This is a genomic window from Asaia lannensis NBRC 102526 (assembly GCF_024054035.1).
Taxonomy (GTDB): domain Bacteria; phylum Pseudomonadota; class Alphaproteobacteria; order Acetobacterales; family Acetobacteraceae; genus Asaia; species Asaia lannensis.
On sequence record NZ_JAMXQU010000006.1, the window covers coordinates 154904 to 171915 of the forward strand.

The 17012-nt window shown below is 59.7% G+C and carries 20 protein-coding genes; 17 read left to right on the forward strand and 3 right to left on the reverse strand.

Annotated elements, in window-relative coordinates; genetic code table 11:
- Positions 1–7 precede the first annotated feature (7 nt).
- From lgt to NF685_RS09915, 3 genes are read left to right on the forward strand one after another with little or no spacing between them, the layout of a single operon-like run.
- Positions 8–841, forward strand: a complete 834-nt coding sequence (gene lgt, locus NF685_RS09905; protein ID WP_222546212.1) for a prolipoprotein diacylglyceryl transferase — start codon at positions 8–10, stop codon at positions 839–841.
- Entirely contained in the window at positions 834–1628 is a 795-nt protein-coding gene (gene pgeF / locus NF685_RS09910; RefSeq protein WP_252849501.1) for a peptidoglycan editing factor PgeF, read from the forward strand. The genes lgt and pgeF overlap by 8 nt, the downstream gene beginning before the upstream one ends.
- Positions 1628–2581 carry a hypothetical protein gene (locus NF685_RS09915; RefSeq protein ID WP_252849502.1) on the forward strand — a complete coding sequence of 318 codons (954 nt, stop codon included), beginning with the start codon at positions 1628–1630 and terminating at the stop codon, positions 2579–2581. Before pgeF ends, NF685_RS09915 begins: the two co-directional genes overlap by 1 nt.
- A gap of 97 nt (positions 2582–2678) precedes the next feature.
- Here NF685_RS09915 and NF685_RS09920 read toward each other — a convergent pair whose 3' ends face one another.
- Positions 2679–3632: an SIS domain-containing protein gene (locus NF685_RS09920; RefSeq protein WP_252849503.1), complete on the reverse strand. Its 954-nt coding sequence runs from the start codon at positions 3630–3632 to the stop codon at positions 2679–2681.
- A gap of 364 nt (positions 3633–3996) precedes the next feature.
- Here NF685_RS09920 and NF685_RS09925 point away from each other — a divergent pair, with 364 nt between their 5' ends.
- From NF685_RS09925 to NF685_RS09975, 11 genes are all read left to right on the forward strand, one after another.
- On the forward strand, positions 3997–4488 hold the full coding sequence (locus NF685_RS09925; RefSeq protein ID WP_252849504.1) for a hypothetical protein: 492 nt from the start codon (positions 3997–3999) through the stop codon (positions 4486–4488).
- Between the two features lie 145 nt (positions 4489–4633).
- Positions 4634–5566 (forward strand): ribose-phosphate pyrophosphokinase, encoded by a 933-nt coding sequence (locus tag NF685_RS09930; protein ID WP_222546207.1) that lies wholly within the window; start codon positions 4634–4636, stop codon positions 5564–5566.
- 12 nt (positions 5567–5578) lie between these two features.
- Positions 5579–6163: a histidine phosphatase family protein gene (locus NF685_RS09935; protein ID WP_222546206.1), complete on the forward strand. Its 585-nt coding sequence runs from the start codon at positions 5579–5581 to the stop codon at positions 6161–6163.
- 259 nt (positions 6164–6422) lie between these two features.
- Positions 6423–7064 (forward strand): 50S ribosomal protein L25/general stress protein Ctc, encoded by a 642-nt coding sequence (locus NF685_RS09940; RefSeq protein WP_222546205.1) that lies wholly within the window; start codon positions 6423–6425, stop codon positions 7062–7064.
- A 20-nt stretch (positions 7065–7084) separates the two neighbouring features.
- Complete coding sequence (gene pth / locus NF685_RS09945) at positions 7085–7663, forward strand: aminoacyl-tRNA hydrolase (protein WP_222546204.1); 579 nt, start codon at positions 7085–7087, stop codon at positions 7661–7663.
- A complete protein-coding gene (ychF, locus tag NF685_RS09950) occupies positions 7663–8757 on the forward strand; it encodes a redox-regulated ATPase YchF (protein ID WP_222546203.1) in 1095 nt (364 codons plus the stop codon). Before pth ends, ychF begins: the two co-directional genes overlap by 1 nt.
- Before the next feature lie 86 nt (positions 8758–8843).
- Entirely contained in the window at positions 8844–9998 is a 1155-nt protein-coding gene (locus NF685_RS09955; RefSeq protein WP_252849505.1) for a glycerate kinase, read from the forward strand.
- 75 nt (positions 9999–10073) lie between these two features.
- Entirely contained in the window at positions 10074–11330 is a 1257-nt protein-coding gene (locus tag NF685_RS09960) for a glutamate-5-semialdehyde dehydrogenase (protein ID WP_373317787.1), read from the forward strand.
- Positions 11296–11952 (forward strand): nicotinate-nucleotide adenylyltransferase, encoded by a 657-nt coding sequence (locus NF685_RS09965; RefSeq protein ID WP_222548618.1) that lies wholly within the window; start codon positions 11296–11298, stop codon positions 11950–11952. Before NF685_RS09960 ends, NF685_RS09965 begins: the two co-directional genes overlap by 35 nt.
- A gap of 128 nt (positions 11953–12080) precedes the next feature.
- The gene (gene rsfS, locus NF685_RS09970; RefSeq protein WP_222548617.1) at positions 12081–12536 is read left to right on the forward strand and encodes a ribosome silencing factor; all 456 of its coding nucleotides are present in this window, start codon (positions 12081–12083) and stop codon (positions 12534–12536) included.
- Between the two features lie 9 nt (positions 12537–12545).
- A complete protein-coding gene (locus tag NF685_RS09975) occupies positions 12546–13001 on the forward strand; it encodes a 23S rRNA (pseudouridine(1915)-N(3))-methyltransferase RlmH (protein ID WP_252849522.1) in 456 nt (151 codons plus the stop codon).
- 146 nt (positions 13002–13147) lie between these two features.
- On the opposite strand, the gene NF685_RS09980 is transcribed toward NF685_RS09975, so the two are convergent.
- Positions 13148–13789, reverse strand: a complete 642-nt coding sequence (locus NF685_RS09980) for a CHAP domain-containing protein (protein ID WP_306414233.1) — start codon at positions 13787–13789, stop codon at positions 13148–13150.
- Between the two features lie 285 nt (positions 13790–14074).
- Complete coding sequence (locus NF685_RS09985; protein WP_252849509.1) at positions 14075–14425, reverse strand: RidA family protein; 351 nt, start codon at positions 14423–14425, stop codon at positions 14075–14077.
- Between the two features lie 243 nt (positions 14426–14668).
- On the opposite strand from NF685_RS09985, the gene NF685_RS09990 reads away from it, so the two are divergent.
- The 3 genes from NF685_RS09990 to NF685_RS10000 are packed head-to-tail and all read left to right on the forward strand — an operon-like array spanning position 14669 to position 16826.
- Positions 14669–15310: an MBL fold metallo-hydrolase gene (locus NF685_RS09990; protein ID WP_222546198.1), complete on the forward strand. Its 642-nt coding sequence runs from the start codon at positions 14669–14671 to the stop codon at positions 15308–15310.
- 17 nt (positions 15311–15327) lie between these two features.
- A complete protein-coding gene (locus tag NF685_RS09995) occupies positions 15328–15840 on the forward strand; it encodes a DUF192 domain-containing protein (protein ID WP_252849510.1) in 513 nt (170 codons plus the stop codon).
- Positions 15841–15845: 5 nt separating this feature from the next.
- Positions 15846–16826 (forward strand): NAD-dependent epimerase/dehydratase family protein, encoded by a 981-nt coding sequence (locus NF685_RS10000; RefSeq protein ID WP_252849511.1) that lies wholly within the window; start codon positions 15846–15848, stop codon positions 16824–16826.
- The last annotated feature ends 186 nt before the right edge of the window (positions 16827–17012 follow it).

Genomic DNA, 17012 nt, shown 5'->3' on the forward strand with positions numbered 1-17012 from the left:
GACCCTCATGGCTGCCCATCCGATCATCCTGCCGCAATTCGACCCGATCGCCTTTCGTCTCGGGCCGCTGGCCGTGCACTGGTATGCGCTTGCCTATATTCTCTCGATCCTGATCGGCTGGAAGATTGCCGTGCGTCTGTGCGCACTGGCACCCCGTGCCGCCACACGCGAGCAGGTGGATGATTTCGCCTTCTGGGCCATGCTCGGCGTCGTGCTGGGTGGGCGGCTCGGCTATATCCTCTTTTACAAGCCCGGCTTCTATCTGACTCATCCGCTTGCCATCCTTGAGGTCTGGCAGGGTGGAATGTCGTTTCATGGCGGGGCTCTTGGCGTCATACTGGCGCTGGCCTATTTCACGTGGCGCAACAAGATCAATTTCCTGGCTTTTTCCGACCGTATCACGGTTGTTGTACCGCTCGGTCTCGGGCTCGGGCGCTGCGCGAATTTCGTGAATGGTGAGCTCTGGGGACGTCCCGCCCCGGACTGGCTTCCCTGGGCCATGGTCTTTCCGACGGGTGGGCCGATCGCGCGCCATCCTTCACAGATCTACGAAGCCCTGACCGAGGGCGCCCTGCTTCTGACAGTCATGCTTGTTGCGGCCAGCCGCCCTTGGGTGCGCATGCGCTACGGGTTTCTCGCCGGGTTGTTCCTGTTCGGCTATGCGCTTGCACGCAGCTTCTGCGAGCTGTTCCGCGAGCCGGATGCCTTTATCGGTTTCCTGCCCTTCGGTGTGACCATGGGACAGGTGCTCTGCATTCCCATGGCGCTTGCCGGTCTCTGGCTCATGGCATTCGGTATGCGTCATCCTCATACGATCGACGGAGAAAAGGCTTATGGCTGATCGTGCGCCGCGCGGCTGGATGCTTCAGGCCGATTCTCTCTCCATGCTCCGACACGGTTTTTTCACCCGTCTCGGCGGTGTCTCGTCGGCTCCTTACAACACGCTCAACTGCTCTCTTGCCTCGGCCGACACGGCAGAAAACGTTGCGCAGAACCGTGGACGTGTGGCGGGGTTTCTGGGCGTGAGTCCGGACGTTCTGCTGGGACTGACGCAAACCCATTCTGCCGATGTGGTCACGCTGACGTCCAAGAGCCCGGTCTGGCCAACAGGACGCGGTCCGAAAGCCGATGCATTGGTCACCAATCGTGACGATCTGGCTCTTGGTGTGATTACGGCCGATTGCGGCCCTGTGCTGTTTGCCAGCACCGATGGGGCTGTTGTCGGGGCCGCACATGCCGGATGGCGCGGTGCTGTCGGTGGCGTGCTCGAAGCCACGATTGCGGCCATGGCGTCGCTCGGGGCAGGAGAGGTCACGGCCTGTCTGGGGCCGTGCATTCACCAGCCCAGCTATGAAGTCGGCGCGGCAATGCGTGAAGAGGTGCTCGATACGTCACCGGAGGCCGGACAGTTTTTCATGCCTGCCCCCCGGTCGGGTCATTTCCTGTTCGATCTGCCCGGCTACTGCCTGCACAGGTTGCGTCGTGCAGGTCTGTGCAGACTTTCGACCATCGGTCTCGATACACGCCCCGATGTCGCACGGTTTTTCAGCCATCGACGACGCACGCTCGCAGGCGGCGGCGCCATAGGTCATCAGATTTCCGCCATACGTGCAGGGAGCGTCATCTGATGCGTGCGATCAGATCGGCTGTCACGTCGTTTGCCGTGACCGTGCTGCTTGCCGGGTGCGTGGAGATGCCGCACCCTTTCGGCGATCCGGGTCCTGAAGGCCGACGCCTAGCCCTGACCACGCCACCGCCGCGACTGGCGGTGCCGACCCCTACGGAAACGCTGCTCGACAATGCGGCATCCGCCCTTTGGGCGAAGGACATTGCTGCCCAGCTTGTGGAGCAGGCCCTGCCTGCCAGCGCGCAGCCGGTAAAGGCGGGCGACTGGTGGCTCAGACTTTCGGCAACGATGCAGGGCGATCAGGTGACGCCGCATTATGAGGTGATGACCCCCAAGGGCGAGGCGCGCGGTCACTGGGATGCCGCGCCCATACCGGCCTCTGTCTGGGCTCAGGGACAGAAAGATGTGCTTGCATCGCTTGCTGCCTCTTCCGCTCCGCAGATCAGCGGGGTCCTGACCGGGATACAGGCTGCCATGATGCAGGATGATCCCCATAGTCTCAAACGCCGACCGGCGAAGGTGTTTTTCAAGGGCGTTCATGGCGCGCCGGGCGATGGTAATATTTCATTGGCGCGTGCTTTCGTCGCAAGCTTTCCGGATCGGCATGACAAGCTCGATTCGGACGCGAAAGCAGCCGATTACAGCGTGGAAGGCATCGTTACCCTCAGCGACGGCCCGGCAGGTATGACGGGTCATCCGGTCCAGCATATCGAAATCGTCTGGCGTACGGTGGCGGCTGATGGCAAGGAAGCGGGGGCAGCAACCCAGCTTCATGATATCGATGCCCATTCCCTCGATGGCGCATGGGGCGATGTTGCCATGGCCGCCGCATCCGAGGCGGCGGGGGCCGTGCATCAGATCATCACCAATTATTCGGGGCGCAATCACAAGCCCCTCCCGCCTGAACAAAGTGCAGGCCTTCCGCAAGACAGGCCGACAGGCAGGCCGGGCTAGGTTTCCCTGCAGGGAGTTTGTTGCCACAGGAAGGTCCGGTTCGGGAGAACCTTCCTGTGGAGGGCGCGCTATGCGTTTCCACAGCGCGTCATGCGTGTCAGCCGATCGTTACGACCTTGGTCAGGTGGCGTGGGGCGAGCGTGTCGAGGTTCTTGCTTCGCGCGACATATTCGCCAAAGAGCTGAAGTACGGGCAGACAGACGAGCGGCCCCGTGCCTGGCTCGCCCCCGACGGGCAGGGACACTGTACCAGGCCCACCAAGCCCCAGAACCCGCGCGCCCTTGGAAAGCAGATCCTGCGTCAGCAGGGTCTCTTCCGCCAGCGTATCGGGATGATACATCATGACCACGAGCGAACGCTCATCGATCAGACTGATCGGGCCGTGTCGATATTCCAGCGGATGATGGGCCTCGCTCTGGCTGAGGCTCATTTCCTGCATTTTCAGAGCGCCTTCACGGGCAACACCGTAAAAGGCGCCACCGCCCAGAAACACGAAATGCGAGCGTCCTTCTATGAGGCCGGGGAGGGCAGGATCGGCCTGGTCGAGCAGGCTGCGCGCGGCATCGATGGTCGGCTGGCTTACGGTAAGTCCCGCATAACGCATGCCCAGAAGCAGCATCAGGCTGGCTGACGCCGTCATCACGATCCCTTCCTCATGATGGGTCTGCGCACTCACCACGGTATCGGCGTGGTGACAAAGGGCGCTGCCGTCCGCACAGGTAATGGCGGTCACATGCTGCCCGTTGGACTGGCTTGCCTTTGCGGCAGCCACGGTTTCGGTCGATTCTCCGCTACGCGAAAGCGCGACGATCTCGACATTCACGCCAGCCGGGACATAGTCATGCGGCCGCCGCGTCCACTCATTGCCCGGTACGGCACGGCTTTGATGGCCGTGAGCATTCAGGAAAACAGCAATCGAATCTGCAATATGCACGGATGTCCCGCAACCAACGACAACCTGAATGTGACCCGGTGAGGGGCTGGCTCCCCCGAGATCGGCTTTCGCCCAAAGGGGGAATTGTTCTCTGATGCCGCGCTCGGTTGCGTTCATCGCGCCGTTCCTCTCAAAAATTAAGGGGCACGTCGCTCCATCACCGTTACCCCGAAGCGTTAATCTGTCATGCAGAACGTTACCCGTGGTCAAGACAGCACACGTATTGCGAGCAGGCACCATGATTTGGATGACTGATAGTCGTGACGCTAAAATACGAATAGAATCGCTCTGAGCGTTATCACGACAAAGAGACCAGGATAATTCAATATAAAATACAGATATCTCTGTATCATGCCGTGTGGGCTTGCGATCCTATGCAATATATTATCGGTATTCGCGTATATATTCTGGCAGATAACATAATGGCTCTGCCATGGTCTTATGGGCAGTCCGGCATACCCTTACTGAGCGAAAGCAGATCATGAGTCGTAATATCTACATTCATAAATTCGATCCTGAGGCCGAGGAAGGCATGGGAGCTTTCCCGCTCGAAGATGTACGCACGGCGCTGAAGGGGATTGGCGATCCGTTTTACAAGGAATGGGGGGTCGAGGAAGATGGGGATGGTGGTATCGAGACGGGTGAGCAGATACCCTATACCAACCCTGATGGTCGCTCTGCTTTCGCGTCATCTACCGACACGTTTCTTTTTACCGTTGTAAACGGGCAGGTCAAAGCTCTTGACTGGGATCGGCCACTTGGGCGTGAAGGCACGGTCCGTGCCCTGTGGTACCTCATAGAGACCCTTCGACTTTCCCTTATCGATCCAGGCGGGGGCGGGGACGAACCTATGCTCTACGTGACGTCCGAGGCTGTTCTTGAAGAGGTCGAACAGGTCTGGCCAGAGTGCAGGGAGATGGGTGTTTACATATTCGACGGCTATGAAGATTTCAGAACGCGCTTCGAAAGCTGATACCCAGCACCTGGGTCGGAGTGGGCCCTAAGCCCGCAAAAAACGCGTTACCGGTCGGATGGCATCTTCATGAGTTAATGACAGCGTGACCTCGCGTTGTTAGAAGGCCGCGTTTGCTGCCGCCCCGGACCGGAGTCGTTTCCCGATGAAGATCGTCGCCTGTAACAGTAACCTGCCACTGGCGCGTGCCGTTGCCCAGGAATTGCGTCTCCCTCTGTGCAAGGTGTCTGTACGACGCTTTGCCGATGCCGAGGTCTTTGTCGAGATTCAGGAAAATGTGCGCGGCGAAGACGTGTTCGTGATCCAGAGCACCTGCTCGCCGACTAACGATAACCTGATGGAATTGCTGATCATGCTCGACGCCCTGCGTCGCGGATCGGCCCGTCGTGTCACGGCGGTGATGCCTTATTTCGGCTATGCAAGACAGGATCGCAAATCAGGCCCCCGCACCCCGATCAGCGCAAAGCTTGTCGCCAATCTTCTGGTGGAGGCCGGCGCCAACCGTATTCTGACCATGGATCTGCACGCCATGCAGATTCAGGGATTTTTCGATATCCCGGTCGATAATCTCTATGCCGCGCCGCTGTTCAAGCGCGATATCAATGCCCGCCACCCCAATGAGGATCTGATGATCGTCTCCCCCGACGTGGGCGGTGTGGTGCGTGCGCGTCAGCTCGCACAGCGTCTGACCACGGATCTGGCGATCATCGACAAGCGCCGCGAGCGCGCGGGCGTGTCCGAGGTCATGAACGTGATCGGCGATGTAAGCGGGCGCTACTGTATTCTGGTCGATGATATCGTCGATAGTGGTGGCTCACTGTGCAATGCTGCGCAGGCCCTGATGAATCATGGAGCAGCAGGGGTGGAAGCTTATGTGACCCATGGCGTTCTGACAGGACAGGCTGTGGAGCGTATCTCTGCTTCGCCCATCCGCATGCTGACCCTGACCGATAGCATCCCGGCCACAGAGGCCATGGAAGCCTCGCCCAATATCCGGCAGATCAGCACCGCCAATCTTCTGGCGCGTGCCATGAGTGCTGTGGCAGATGAAAGCTCTGTCTCTTCGCTTTTCGATTAAGGACACGTTTTCATGCTGCTTCGTCGCCCCTTCTGGTATCTGCGCCACGGTCAGACCGACTGGAACGCCCAAAACCTTTCACAGGGACGCACGGATATCCCCCTGAACGCCACCGGGCGCGAACAGGCAGTGAAGGCAGGTGCTTCCCTTTCCCGTCACTGGCGTGATGGCGCAGAACCGATTGCCCGTATCGTTTCTTCACCGCTGGTACGTGCCTATGACACCGCTCTGGCAGCTCAGAAGGCGATTGCCGATACCAGTGGCGTTACTCTTCCGCTCAGCACCGAGCGCGAGCTGGAGGAAGTCTGTTTCGGCGTGATGGAAGGCGAACCCATGGGGGACTGGTACGACCCCTGGATCGACGGGAAGTTCACCCCTGAAGGGTGCGAGACTTTCGATGGCCTCAAGAACCGCGCGGCCAATGCCGTCAACCGTGCGCTGGAGCATGAAGGCATTCCCATGATCGTTGCGCATGGGGCGCTTTTCCGTGCCCTGCGTGCAGCCATGAGCCTTCCCATCAATGTCCGCCTTGCCAATGCCGTACCGCTTTATTGCGACCCAACGGAAAATGGCTGGGTGCTGACGGCTTACGAGTAAAAACGCGGGGCTTTACCCTGCGCATCCAGAAGAAACAGGCCTCTCGGATTCCATTTCGATCATTCGGGATCGGAGGGGCTATGCCGCTCTGCGGGTTTCAGGGCAGAGCCGTGAAACAGGCGCTCGCAGGGGCACATACAAGGCGCAAATTACCCGCCGACTCCCGAAGATCATTGCTTTACCCCCCCGTTTCCGCTAAGGCGCGCCTTCACTCAGGCACCCCTGGAGGCCGTGAGTGCAATGAATTTGGGAGAATACCGTGACAAATATGACGTCCCTCGAAGTCTCTACGCGCGCGAAGGCTGGTAAGGGGGCAGCGCGCGCAACGAGACGTGCCGGTCTGGTGCCGGGTGTTGTGTATGGTGGCAAGCAGGAGCCTTCGCTGATCCAGATCGATCCGCGCATCATCCACAAGGAAATGGTCCGTGGCGGCTGGCGTTCGCGCCTGTACGAACTGGCTCTCGAAAGCGGCACCGTGCGCGCCCTGATGCGTGAAGTGCAGCTTCACCCCGTGACCGACGCGCCGATCCATGTCGATTTCCAGCGTCTGGCTCCTGGCGAGAAGGTCCATGTGACCGTTGCCATCCACGTGACCGGCGAAGACAAGGCTCCTGGCATCAAGCGCGGTGGCGTGCTGAACCTGGTCCGTCACACGGTGGACGTCATGGCTGACGTGGACAACATCCCGGCCAGCTTTACGGTCGATCTGAGCAACCTCGACATCCACGACAACGTGCGTTGGGACGACCTGACCGGCACCGAGAACGTAACGCCGGTTCTGCAGCTGCCGAACTTCGTCATCGCTACCATCGCTCCGCCGACGGTCGATGCCGAAATGGAAGCTGAAGCCGCTGCGAAGGCTGCTGCCGAAGCCGCCGCCGCTCCCGCGAAGAAGAAGTAAGACCGTACCGGGTGGCCGCAATGCTACTCTGGACCGGGCTCGGTAATCCCGAGCCCGGCATGCGCAGGCAGCGCCATAATATTGGCTTCATGGCTGTCGAGCGTATTGCCGAATACTACCGGTTTTCTCCCTGGCGTTCGCGCTTCAAGGGAGAGACGGCCGAGGGCAGCATCGAGGGACAGAAAGTTCTTCTGCTCAAGCCCATGACCTATATGAATCTGTCTGGCGAGAGCGTGCAGCAGGCTGCGCGGTTCTTCAAGATTCCGGTTTCCGATATCACGGCGTTTCATGACGAGCTCGATCTTGCGTTCTGCAAGGTGAGGGTCAAGCGCGGTGGCGGTGCTGCGGGCCATAATGGTCTGCGCTCCATGGACCGTATGCTGGGCGATCAGAATTATCAGCGCGTGCGACTGGGCATAGGGCATCCGGGTCATAAAGACCGTGTGACGGGCCATGTGCTGGGCGATTTCGCCAAGGCCGAACAGACCGAACTCGAAGCGCTTCTCGATGCCGTGGCTGCGGCGTCGCCCCTGCTGGCCAAAGGGGAGCCGGAAGCGACAATGACAAAAATCGCCATGTTGTGCGGGGAGAAACGCTGATGGGCTTCAATTGTGGCATCGTGGGGCTTCCCAATGTGGGCAAATCCACCCTGTTCAACGCGCTGACCGAAACGGCAGCGGCGCAGGCAGCGAATTATCCCTTCTGCACCATCGAGCCCAATGTGGGTCGCGTGGCCGTGCCCGATCCGCGTCTCGAGAATCTGGCACGTATCGGCAAGTCGCAGAAAATCCTGCCGACCAGTCTCGAATTCGTCGATATCGCCGGGCTCGTGCGCGGTGCTTCGCGTGGTGAAGGTCTGGGCAACCAGTTCCTTGCCAATATTCGCGAGGTGGATGCCATCATCCATGTGCTGCGTTGCTTCGAGGATGACGACATCACCCATGTCGAGGGCGGTGTGGACCCGGTGCGCGATGCCGAGATCATCGAAACCGAACTGATGCTGGCCGATCTGGATTCGCTCGAGAAGCGTCAGGTCTCGCTCCAGAAGCGCGCACGCGGCAACGACCGCGAGGCCCAGCAGCAGCTTGCGATCATGGATCCCATTATTGCTGCATTGCGTGAAGGCAAGCCTGCCCGTACGGCCGTGCCCAAGGGTGAGGAAGAAACCGCACGCCGTCTGCAGCTCATGACCACCAAGCCGGTGCTGTACGTCTGCAACGTGGAAGAAGGCTCGGCAGCGACCGGCAACAGCCATTCCGAGGCCGTACGCAAGCGTGCCGAGGCAGAAGGTGCTGCCGTTGTGGTCGTTTCGGCAGCTATCGAAGCCGAAGTCAGCCAGCTGCCACAGGAAGAGCGCGCCGAATTCCTGGAAGGGCTGGGTCTGAACAACTCGGGTCTGGATCGTGTGATCGCTGCGGGCTACGGGCTGCTGGGCCTGAGCACCTATTTCACGGTCGGTCCGAAAGAAACGCGCGCCTGGACCATCACCAAGGGCACCAAGGCACCTCAGGCGGCGGCGGTCATCCATAATGATTTCGAGCGCGGCTTCATTGCCTGCGAAACCGTGGCTTATGACGATTATATTGCCTGTGGTGGTGAGTCGGGTGCCAAGGAAGCGGGCAAGCTGCGTATCGAAGGCAAGGAATATGTGGTGCAGGACGGCGATGTTCTGCTGTTCCGCTTCAACGTCTGAGGCCGGGTATCGCTGATTGACGTGCAGGCCGGGGCTTGACCGGCCTGACACTCGGGCAATGATGGCGCGTCATTCCGGAGGCGCTCATGGATATTCTCGTTGCCTGTGATTCCTTCAAGGAGAGCCTGACCGCCGAGGCCGTGGTTCAGGCGATCACAGACGGATTTTCCGAAATCTGGCCCAATGCCCGCTATCACGCCTTTCCCATGGCGGATGGTGGCGAGGGCACGGCTGCCATCATGGCACGCACGCTGAATGGACAGATCGAGACCCGGACGGTCTGCGGGCCGCTCGGTGTTCCTGTCGAAGCCCGGTTCGCCGTGCTCGATCAGGGACGTACGGCGCTTATCGAGCTGGCCGAGGCTGCCGGGCTGGCTCAGGTTCCTCCCGAATCCCGCTCTCCTCTTTTCACCACCACCTACGGGGTGGGCGAACTGATGCGTGCTGCGCTCGACAGGGGGTGCAGGCATCTGGTTCTGGCTCTCGGGGGGAGTGCGACCTGCGATGGCGGGGCAGGACTTCTTCAGGCGCTTGGCGTCTCCCTGCGCGATCTGCGCGGGAACGAAATCGCACAAGGCGGCGGCCCGCTTGGATCGGTTTTCACCCTCGATGACGATCGGCTCGATCCGAGGCTGAAGGAAAGCCAGATCGACATCCTGTGCGACGTTACGGCTCCCCTGCTGGGCGAAACAGGCGCTGTGGCGGTCTTCGGGCCGCAGAAGGGTGCGACACCGGCCATGATTCCGATTCTGGAAGCCTCTCTGGCACGCCTTGCAAGCCTGATCGCCATGCGTAGCGGACAGGATGTGGCTCAGCGCGACGGTATGGGGGCGGCAGGCGGTGCGGCTCTGGGGCTGGTCGGCTTATGTAACGCAACGCTCGTTCCGGGCGCTGAAACCGTTGCGAGGCTGCTCGGCCTGCAAAGTATCGTGAACGATATGGACCTGGTGATTACGGGCGAGGGACGTCTGGATGGCCAGACCGTGCAGGGCAAGGCCCCTCAGGCGATTGCCAGTCTGGCAAAAGCGGCGGGAAAGCCTGTCATCGCCTTTGCCGGGACATTGGGCGCAGGCCATGAGCATCTCTTTACAACCGGGTTCGATGCGGTTTTCAGCTGCCTCGATCGACCCTGTACGCTGGAAGAGGCATTTGCTGAAGCCGAGAGAGCGCTGAGGCGTTGCGCACGTAATGTTGCTGCGAGCCTCGCCCTGGGGCGATCTTTTCAAGCAGCGCAGGAATGATACATAGCTGATCGCCCTTTGCCGGCCTTGGGTCCGATCGGGCCAGATGCCGCAAGGCAGACAGGAGAATGCATGATGGAAGCTGCTACGACCGTGTCCGATTTCAAGGCCCTGACCGGACCAGCACGCGCGGCGGCCCGCGTTCTTGCCATCTCTCCAGAGAGCCAGCGTAACGAGGCTCTGCGTGCAGCTGCTCTCGCCCTGCGCGCGCATGCGGCCGATATTCTTGTGGCGAATGCGCGCGATGTAGCGGCATCGAAGGCCAGTGCGGCCTTTATCGATCGCCTGACACTGACACCCGCACGCATCGAAGCCATGGCCAAGGGACTCGAATCCATCGCGCTTCTGCCCGATCCGGTCGGCAGGGTACTGTCGGAATGGACACGACCCAACGGTCTCGATATCCGGCGCGTGGCCACACCGCTCGGTGTTATCGGCATGATTTACGAAAGCCGCCCCAATGTCGGGGCGGATGCGGCGGGCTTATGCATCAAATCCGGCAATGCCGTGATTCTGCGCGGCGGTTCCGAGAGCCTGCACTCGGCGCGCTGTATCCAGTCCTGCATTCAGGACGGTCTGGAGAAGGCCGGTCTTCCGCGCGATTGCGTGCAGATCGTCCCCGATGCCGACAGGGCTCATGTGGCGTCGATGCTGACAGCCGCCGGTGAGATCGACATGATCATTCCACGTGGCGGAAAGTCGCTTGTCGAGCGCGTGCAGCGTGAGGCCCGCGTGCCCGTGCTGGCCCATGCTGACGGGCTTTGCCATACCTATATCCACAAGGATGCCGATTTCGCGATGGCGCGCGACATATTGGCGAATGCAAAAATGCGCCGTACCGGAATCTGCGGTGCGACCGAAACCCTGCTGATCGATCGCGCCATTGCCGAGACGCTCCTGCCCCTGCTGGTGCAGGATCTTCATGCACTGGGCTGTGCCGTTCTGGGCGATGAAACCGCACGCCGGATCGTGCACGACCTTGAACCGGCGACATCGGACGATTTTGCGACCGAATGGCTCGATGCCCGCCTTTCCGTTGCCGTTGTCGATACCGTGCAGGAGGCGCTCGCCCATATCGCACGCTACGGTAGCGGTCATACCGAGGCGATCATCACCGGAAATGCGGAGATCGCCGAAACATTCCTCAACGGTACGGATAGTGCTGTGGTGATGTGGAACGCCTCGACCCAGTTCTGCGATGGCGGAGAGTTCGGGTTCGGGGCCGAGATCGGTATTGCCACGGGCAAGATTCATGCTCGTGGCCCTGTCGGCCTCGAGCAGCTCACAACCTTCCGGTATGAAGTGCGCGGCACCGGTCAAACACGCCCCTGACGTGCCGCAGATACCGAAATACGGCGACAACCGTGCAATTTCCATCGGCCTGCTTGGGGGGTCTTTCAATCCTGCCCATGCAGGTCACCTGCAACTGGCGCGCTATGCCCTGACGCATCTGAGGCTCGACCAGGTCTGGCTCATGGTATCGCCGGGGAATCCGCTCAAACCCCGTAAGGGCATGGCCCCGTTCGAGAGCCGACTCGATTCGGCCAGAGCTCTGGCCGATGGGCGACGTATTATCGCTACGGATATCGAGGCGCGGCTGAACAAACGCTATACGGTCGAGACGATCGAACTGCTCCGTCTGCGTTTTCCCCAGGCGCGTTTCGTGTGGTTGATGGGGGCAGACAGCCTTGCCTCGCTTACAAAATGGCGGCGCTGGCGCGATCTCGCTCTGCATGTGCCCATGGCTGTGGTACCCCGACCGGGCAGTAATCGAACCGCTTTATCGGGTCAGGCTACCCATGCGCTCAGCCATATGCGCGTTCCATCGCGACAGGGACCGGTCATGTCTCGCTCGAAAGGTGGTGTCTGGGCTTTTCTTCCGGCGCCGCAAAACGGTATATCAGCGACAGCGTTGAGGGATTCCGGCAAATATCCCGCCTCGCTCTCTCTCTAATGTTTTGACCGGAGTGTCGAGCCATCGCCAGAAAACCGTCCGACGAGACGACCACCCCAGCCCGTCGCAGCCGCGCGTCAGCTGGTGAGACCAAGCCCAACCCCGCCACGGGCGAGGGCGCCGCAACCCTGAAAACCGCCGGCACGCCCCGCAAGAAAGCGGCCGCAGCAGGCCCGCGCAAGACACGTAGCGCAGCACCCCGTACCGGTGCCGAGCCCGAACTGGTTGAAAAGGCGCTGGCGCTCATCACGACAAGTCTCGATGAAGACAAGGCGGAAGATATCGTCACGCTCGATCTGCGTGGACGTGCCAGCTTTGCCGATCATATGGTGGTCGCGACCGGTATTGCCGACAGGCAGATTGCTGCCATGGCTTCGCATATCGAAGACAAGCTGAACGAAATCGGCATCAAGCGTATTACGATCGAAGGCGCCAACGGGACCGACTGGGTGCTGCTGGATACCGGCGACATCGTGGTTCACCTGTTCAAGCCGGAAAGCCGTGCGCTGTATGCGCTCGAACGCATGTGGGGCAAGGATCTCGACGATACGGCGAGTGATGAAGCGGATACGACGGATCTCTGATCACCCATGATCAGGATCATCGCTGTCGGTCGACTCAAGAGAGGGCCCGAGCGGGAGCTGTTCGACCGTTATGTCGAACGCACCCGCCCGAAGATCGATCTGGTCGAGATTGCCGAATCCCGTGGTAGCGCCCAGGAAATACGACGCAAGGATGCGTCGGCCATTCTGTCCGCCTGTCCTGAGGGCACGATCATGATCGCGCTCGATGAAGGTGGGACGTCTCCCGATTCGCAGCAATTCTCCACGATGCTCGAAACCTGGCTCGCCACGGGCAAGCAGGTCTCTTTCGTCATCGGGGGCGCTGAAGGGTTGGAGGCCAGCGTCATCGACCGTGCCGATGCGCTGATTTCATTCGGTCGTATGACCTGGCCGCATATGATCGTTCGTCTGCTTCTGGCAGAGCAGATCTATCGCGCACGCGCGATCAGCGCAGGCCACCCTTACCATCGCGCCGCGCGCCCCTGACATAAATCACCCGAGGCTGTAATCACCCGAGGCTGGGCCTCTACCCGGCACGATGCCTGATCGGCCCAGTGTGCCTGGCAAGAAAAAAGGCGACCCGTTTGCGGATCGCCTTCAACAACACTCAACAATGTGGCGGATGATGCGCCTTAACGAAGGTTACGGCTGGGTCCTTCGAGGCTGAAAGCATCTTCCGGTGCTTCAGCAACTTCGGTCGAGTTCATCGGGTGCTGCAGGGCGGCAAAGCTCGCCGTTTCGACCGTGCGAGACTTTGTGGAACGATGCGCTGGCGCAGGCGTATTGTTTGCCATCATCACGCCGTCATCCGGGCGGCCGTAGATAAATCCGTAGGTCGGATAGATGCTGCCATAGGTGCCGGAATTGCTGTTGAGCGCAACGCGCACGGCAGACCAGTCGTTATTGGGGGAAACATCGATGACGCGTACGTTCTTTGCCACGCCGTTCTGCGCCCAGTGAGACTGGTCGATCACGATCGTACGGTTGTCTTCGATCGCGCGCACGACGGCGACATGTCCGTAGGGCATGCGACGGATTGCACGGAAATTCAGAACGGAGCCAGGCTCGGGAGCGGAGCCGCGGGCGTAAACGCCGCGGGAGTTCTCCCACCAGTCGCGCGCATTGCCGCTCAGCACAACGTCGGAAGCTGCCTTGGCATAGGCAACACACTGGATCACATGACCGCCGGAGCGATGATGGCGTGCAGTGAAGCGCGTCTGATGAATGGCGCTGCGGTGGTTCGCAACATGGTGGCTGACATGTGCGCTGTGCATGACAGACTTGTGTGCAGCCTTCTGGCGGGCTTCAGCCTTTGGGGCCAGAACTGCCGACCCAACCAGAACGGACAGAACGGTCAGAGACGAAAAAAACGGCCTGCGGAGAAGTTTGAGGCAACTTTTCTGTCCCACGTTCATTGATTCGATATCCGCCTGTTGTGTGTTGCATCTAGGTAACTATGTTCACCTTGGATTGGCAACCCGTGTAAAGCGGACTCATGGCGAATTTATGAACTTTCTCCGGGAAAATTTGTGTTCGCCCGGAGAAAATTCAAGAGGGACTTACTTTGTTGTGATCAGCATGATCTCAACGAGCATGCGCGGGTCGGCCAGAACTGCCTGAACACAGGCGCGCGCCGGTGCCGATTCTTTCGGCAGCCAGGCGGTCCACTGCTTGTTCAGCGCATCGCGGTCATTGATGTCCTTCAGCCAGATCTGTGCCTGAAGAATACGCGTATTATCAGTGCCATGCTGCTCGAGCAGAATATCGAGCTGTTCCAGGACATCGGCGGTCTGCGCATCGAAATCGGCGTCGAGATTGCGAGCGACAACACCCTGCGTGAAAACGAAGCCGTGATATTCGACGGCCTTCGACATGACGGGATTGGGTTCTGTGCGGATAATTCGGCTCATGGTCGTCTCCTGAAAACCTTGTAATTCCGTGCAGGTCGGGTTGCAGCGGATGGCCCGAACTCTGGTCCGGGCAAATCGTCCGGTCAATCCTGCGTTGTCGCATCATCGCTTGAACGGGGGGCGTCTGCGCGGTATCGCGGCCTGACTGGATGTTGCGCGCTTTCTGCACAGCATCGGGATATCCGCCGGGAGGGGCTGTTCTTTCCTGTGCTGTTATTTGTATCGAATAAGGAGAAGCCGGATTTGCGTGCCCGCACTGTCAAGGTCACTCCGTTACGTCAGAACTGCACCGTGCTCGAAAACCCGGAGACGGGCAGGGCCGTCGTGGTCGATCCGGGTGGCGATGCGCCCGAGCTTCTGCGTCTTCTCGAAGGCATGACTGTCGATGCTATTTTGCTGACTCATGGTCATTTCGATCATGTCGGTGGTGCCGATGCCCTGCGGGAGGGGCTTGCCAGGCGGCAAGTCACACCTGTTGCGATGATAGGTCCCGACAAACGTGACGCCTTCCTGCTTGAGACGGTCGAGGATCAGGCTCAGGCATTCGGCCTGTTCGATCTGCATAATGCCCATCCCGATCGCTTCGTTGTCGATGGTGAGGTGATCGACCTGCCGGAAATCAGCTTCGAGGTGGCGCATTGTCCCGGTCATACACCCGGTCATGTCGTCTATATAAGTCGGGCCAATAAACTGGCTATTGTGGGCGATACGCTGTTTCGCGGTGTTGTTGGCCGATCCGATTTCGCCTATGGCGACCATGACAGTCTGATTGCGGGGATCAAGCGCACGCTGCTTTCCCTGCCTGACGATTTCGTTGTTCTGCCGGGGCATGGCCTGCCGACAATGATCGGCGAGGAACGGCAGAATAATCCTTATCTGACCTGAAAGCCGGGAGAGCAGACATGAACAGGATTTGGCGAAGCAGTCTGCTTCTGACGGGTCTGACCCTTATGGCCCCGGCCGTTCCGGCGTTTGCTGCAGCGGGATCTTCGACGGCCGCCGCGCAGGGCGAAGCCGGGAAGGCGCTCGAAAAAGCGCCCCTTACGATTACTGACCGTCATGGCATGCGCCATGACTTCACAGTCGAGATCGCCCGGACCGAAAAGGAAAAGGAAACTGGTGAATCGACGCACCAGACAATCCCTGACGGGACGGGAATGCTCTTTCTGTTCAATCCGCCTGAAGCCGCAGCCATGTGGATGCGTAACACCCCGGCATCGCTCGATATCGTGTTCATCGGGGCGGACGGACATATTCAGGCCATTGCAGAAAAGACGGTGCCTTATAGCGAGCGCCGTTTGACCGGACAGGGCGATTCCGCCGCCGTACTGGAAGTCGCTGCCGGGACCATGGAGAAGAACAATATCGTCGTGGGTGATCTCGTATCGTCCAAAGCCCTGAGCACGGCTCACTGATCGCGATGAAGATTTTCCTGACCGGGGCCGCAGGCTTTGTCGGCTATCATGTTGCCGCACAGTTATTGAGCCAGGGTCATGAGGTGATCGGCTTCGACTCCCTGAATGACTATTATAGTGTTCAGCTCAAGCAGGATCGGCTGGCCCAGCTTGCCGCGAAGCCTGGCTTCGTTTTCCGTCAGGGCGACCTGAGCCGTCGTGAGGATGTCGAGGCCATTCTGGGCGAGCATCCCGATGTCACGCATATCGTGCATCTCGCTGCACAGGCAGGTGTGCGTTATTCGCTGTCCGATCCCTGTGCTTACGTAACAGCCAATATGATGGGTCATGTGGTGCTGCTTGAGGCGGCGCGTCATCTCTCGCATCTGCAGCATATCGTTTATGCATCGTCCTCATCCGTTTACGGATTGAACGAGGCCATGCCCTTCCGCGAGAGCGATGCTGTCGATCGTCCCGGTTCCTTTTATGCCGTGACCAAGCGGGCGGGTGAGCTGACGGCTCATGCCTATGCCCATCTTTACGGATTGCGTCAGACCGGTCTGCGCTTTTTTACGGCTTACGGCCCATGGGGTCGGCCGGATATGGCCTATTACAAGTTCGCTCATGCCATCACGCAGGGGAAGGCGCTTACCCTGTATGAGGGTGAAGGACTGGCACGCGATTTCACCTATATCGATGATATCGTTTCCGGTGTTCTGGCGGCTTTGGATAATGAGCCTGAGAAAGGCGTATCCCGTGTCCTGAATCTGGGAAGTGATTCCCCGACAGCGGTCAGTCACCTCGTCGCCTTGCTCGAACAGGAACTCGGCCGCAAGGCAGTGATCGAAGCAAAGCGCAGACCGCTCTCGGATGTCGAGGCCACCTGGTCATCACATGAAGAGATGACAGCCCTGACTGGCTGGCGGCCTGTGGTTACGCTGGAAGAAGGCGTGAAACGTTTCGTGGAATGGTTTCGTGTTTATGAGAACGTCGAAGGGAAAACCTGAAAAAAGTCATCCAGTCAGTGCTTTGAATGAACGGGAGGCTTCGGCCTCCCGTTTGGCGTTTCGGAACGTGGAAAGTCCGATTTTTTCGCCGGGCATGTCATTTTTCTGAAATTATATGTTGACGGTGTTGGGTATGGGGTCTAAAAGCCCGTTCACCGCAGCGGAACACGCCGCGGCGACTGCCTG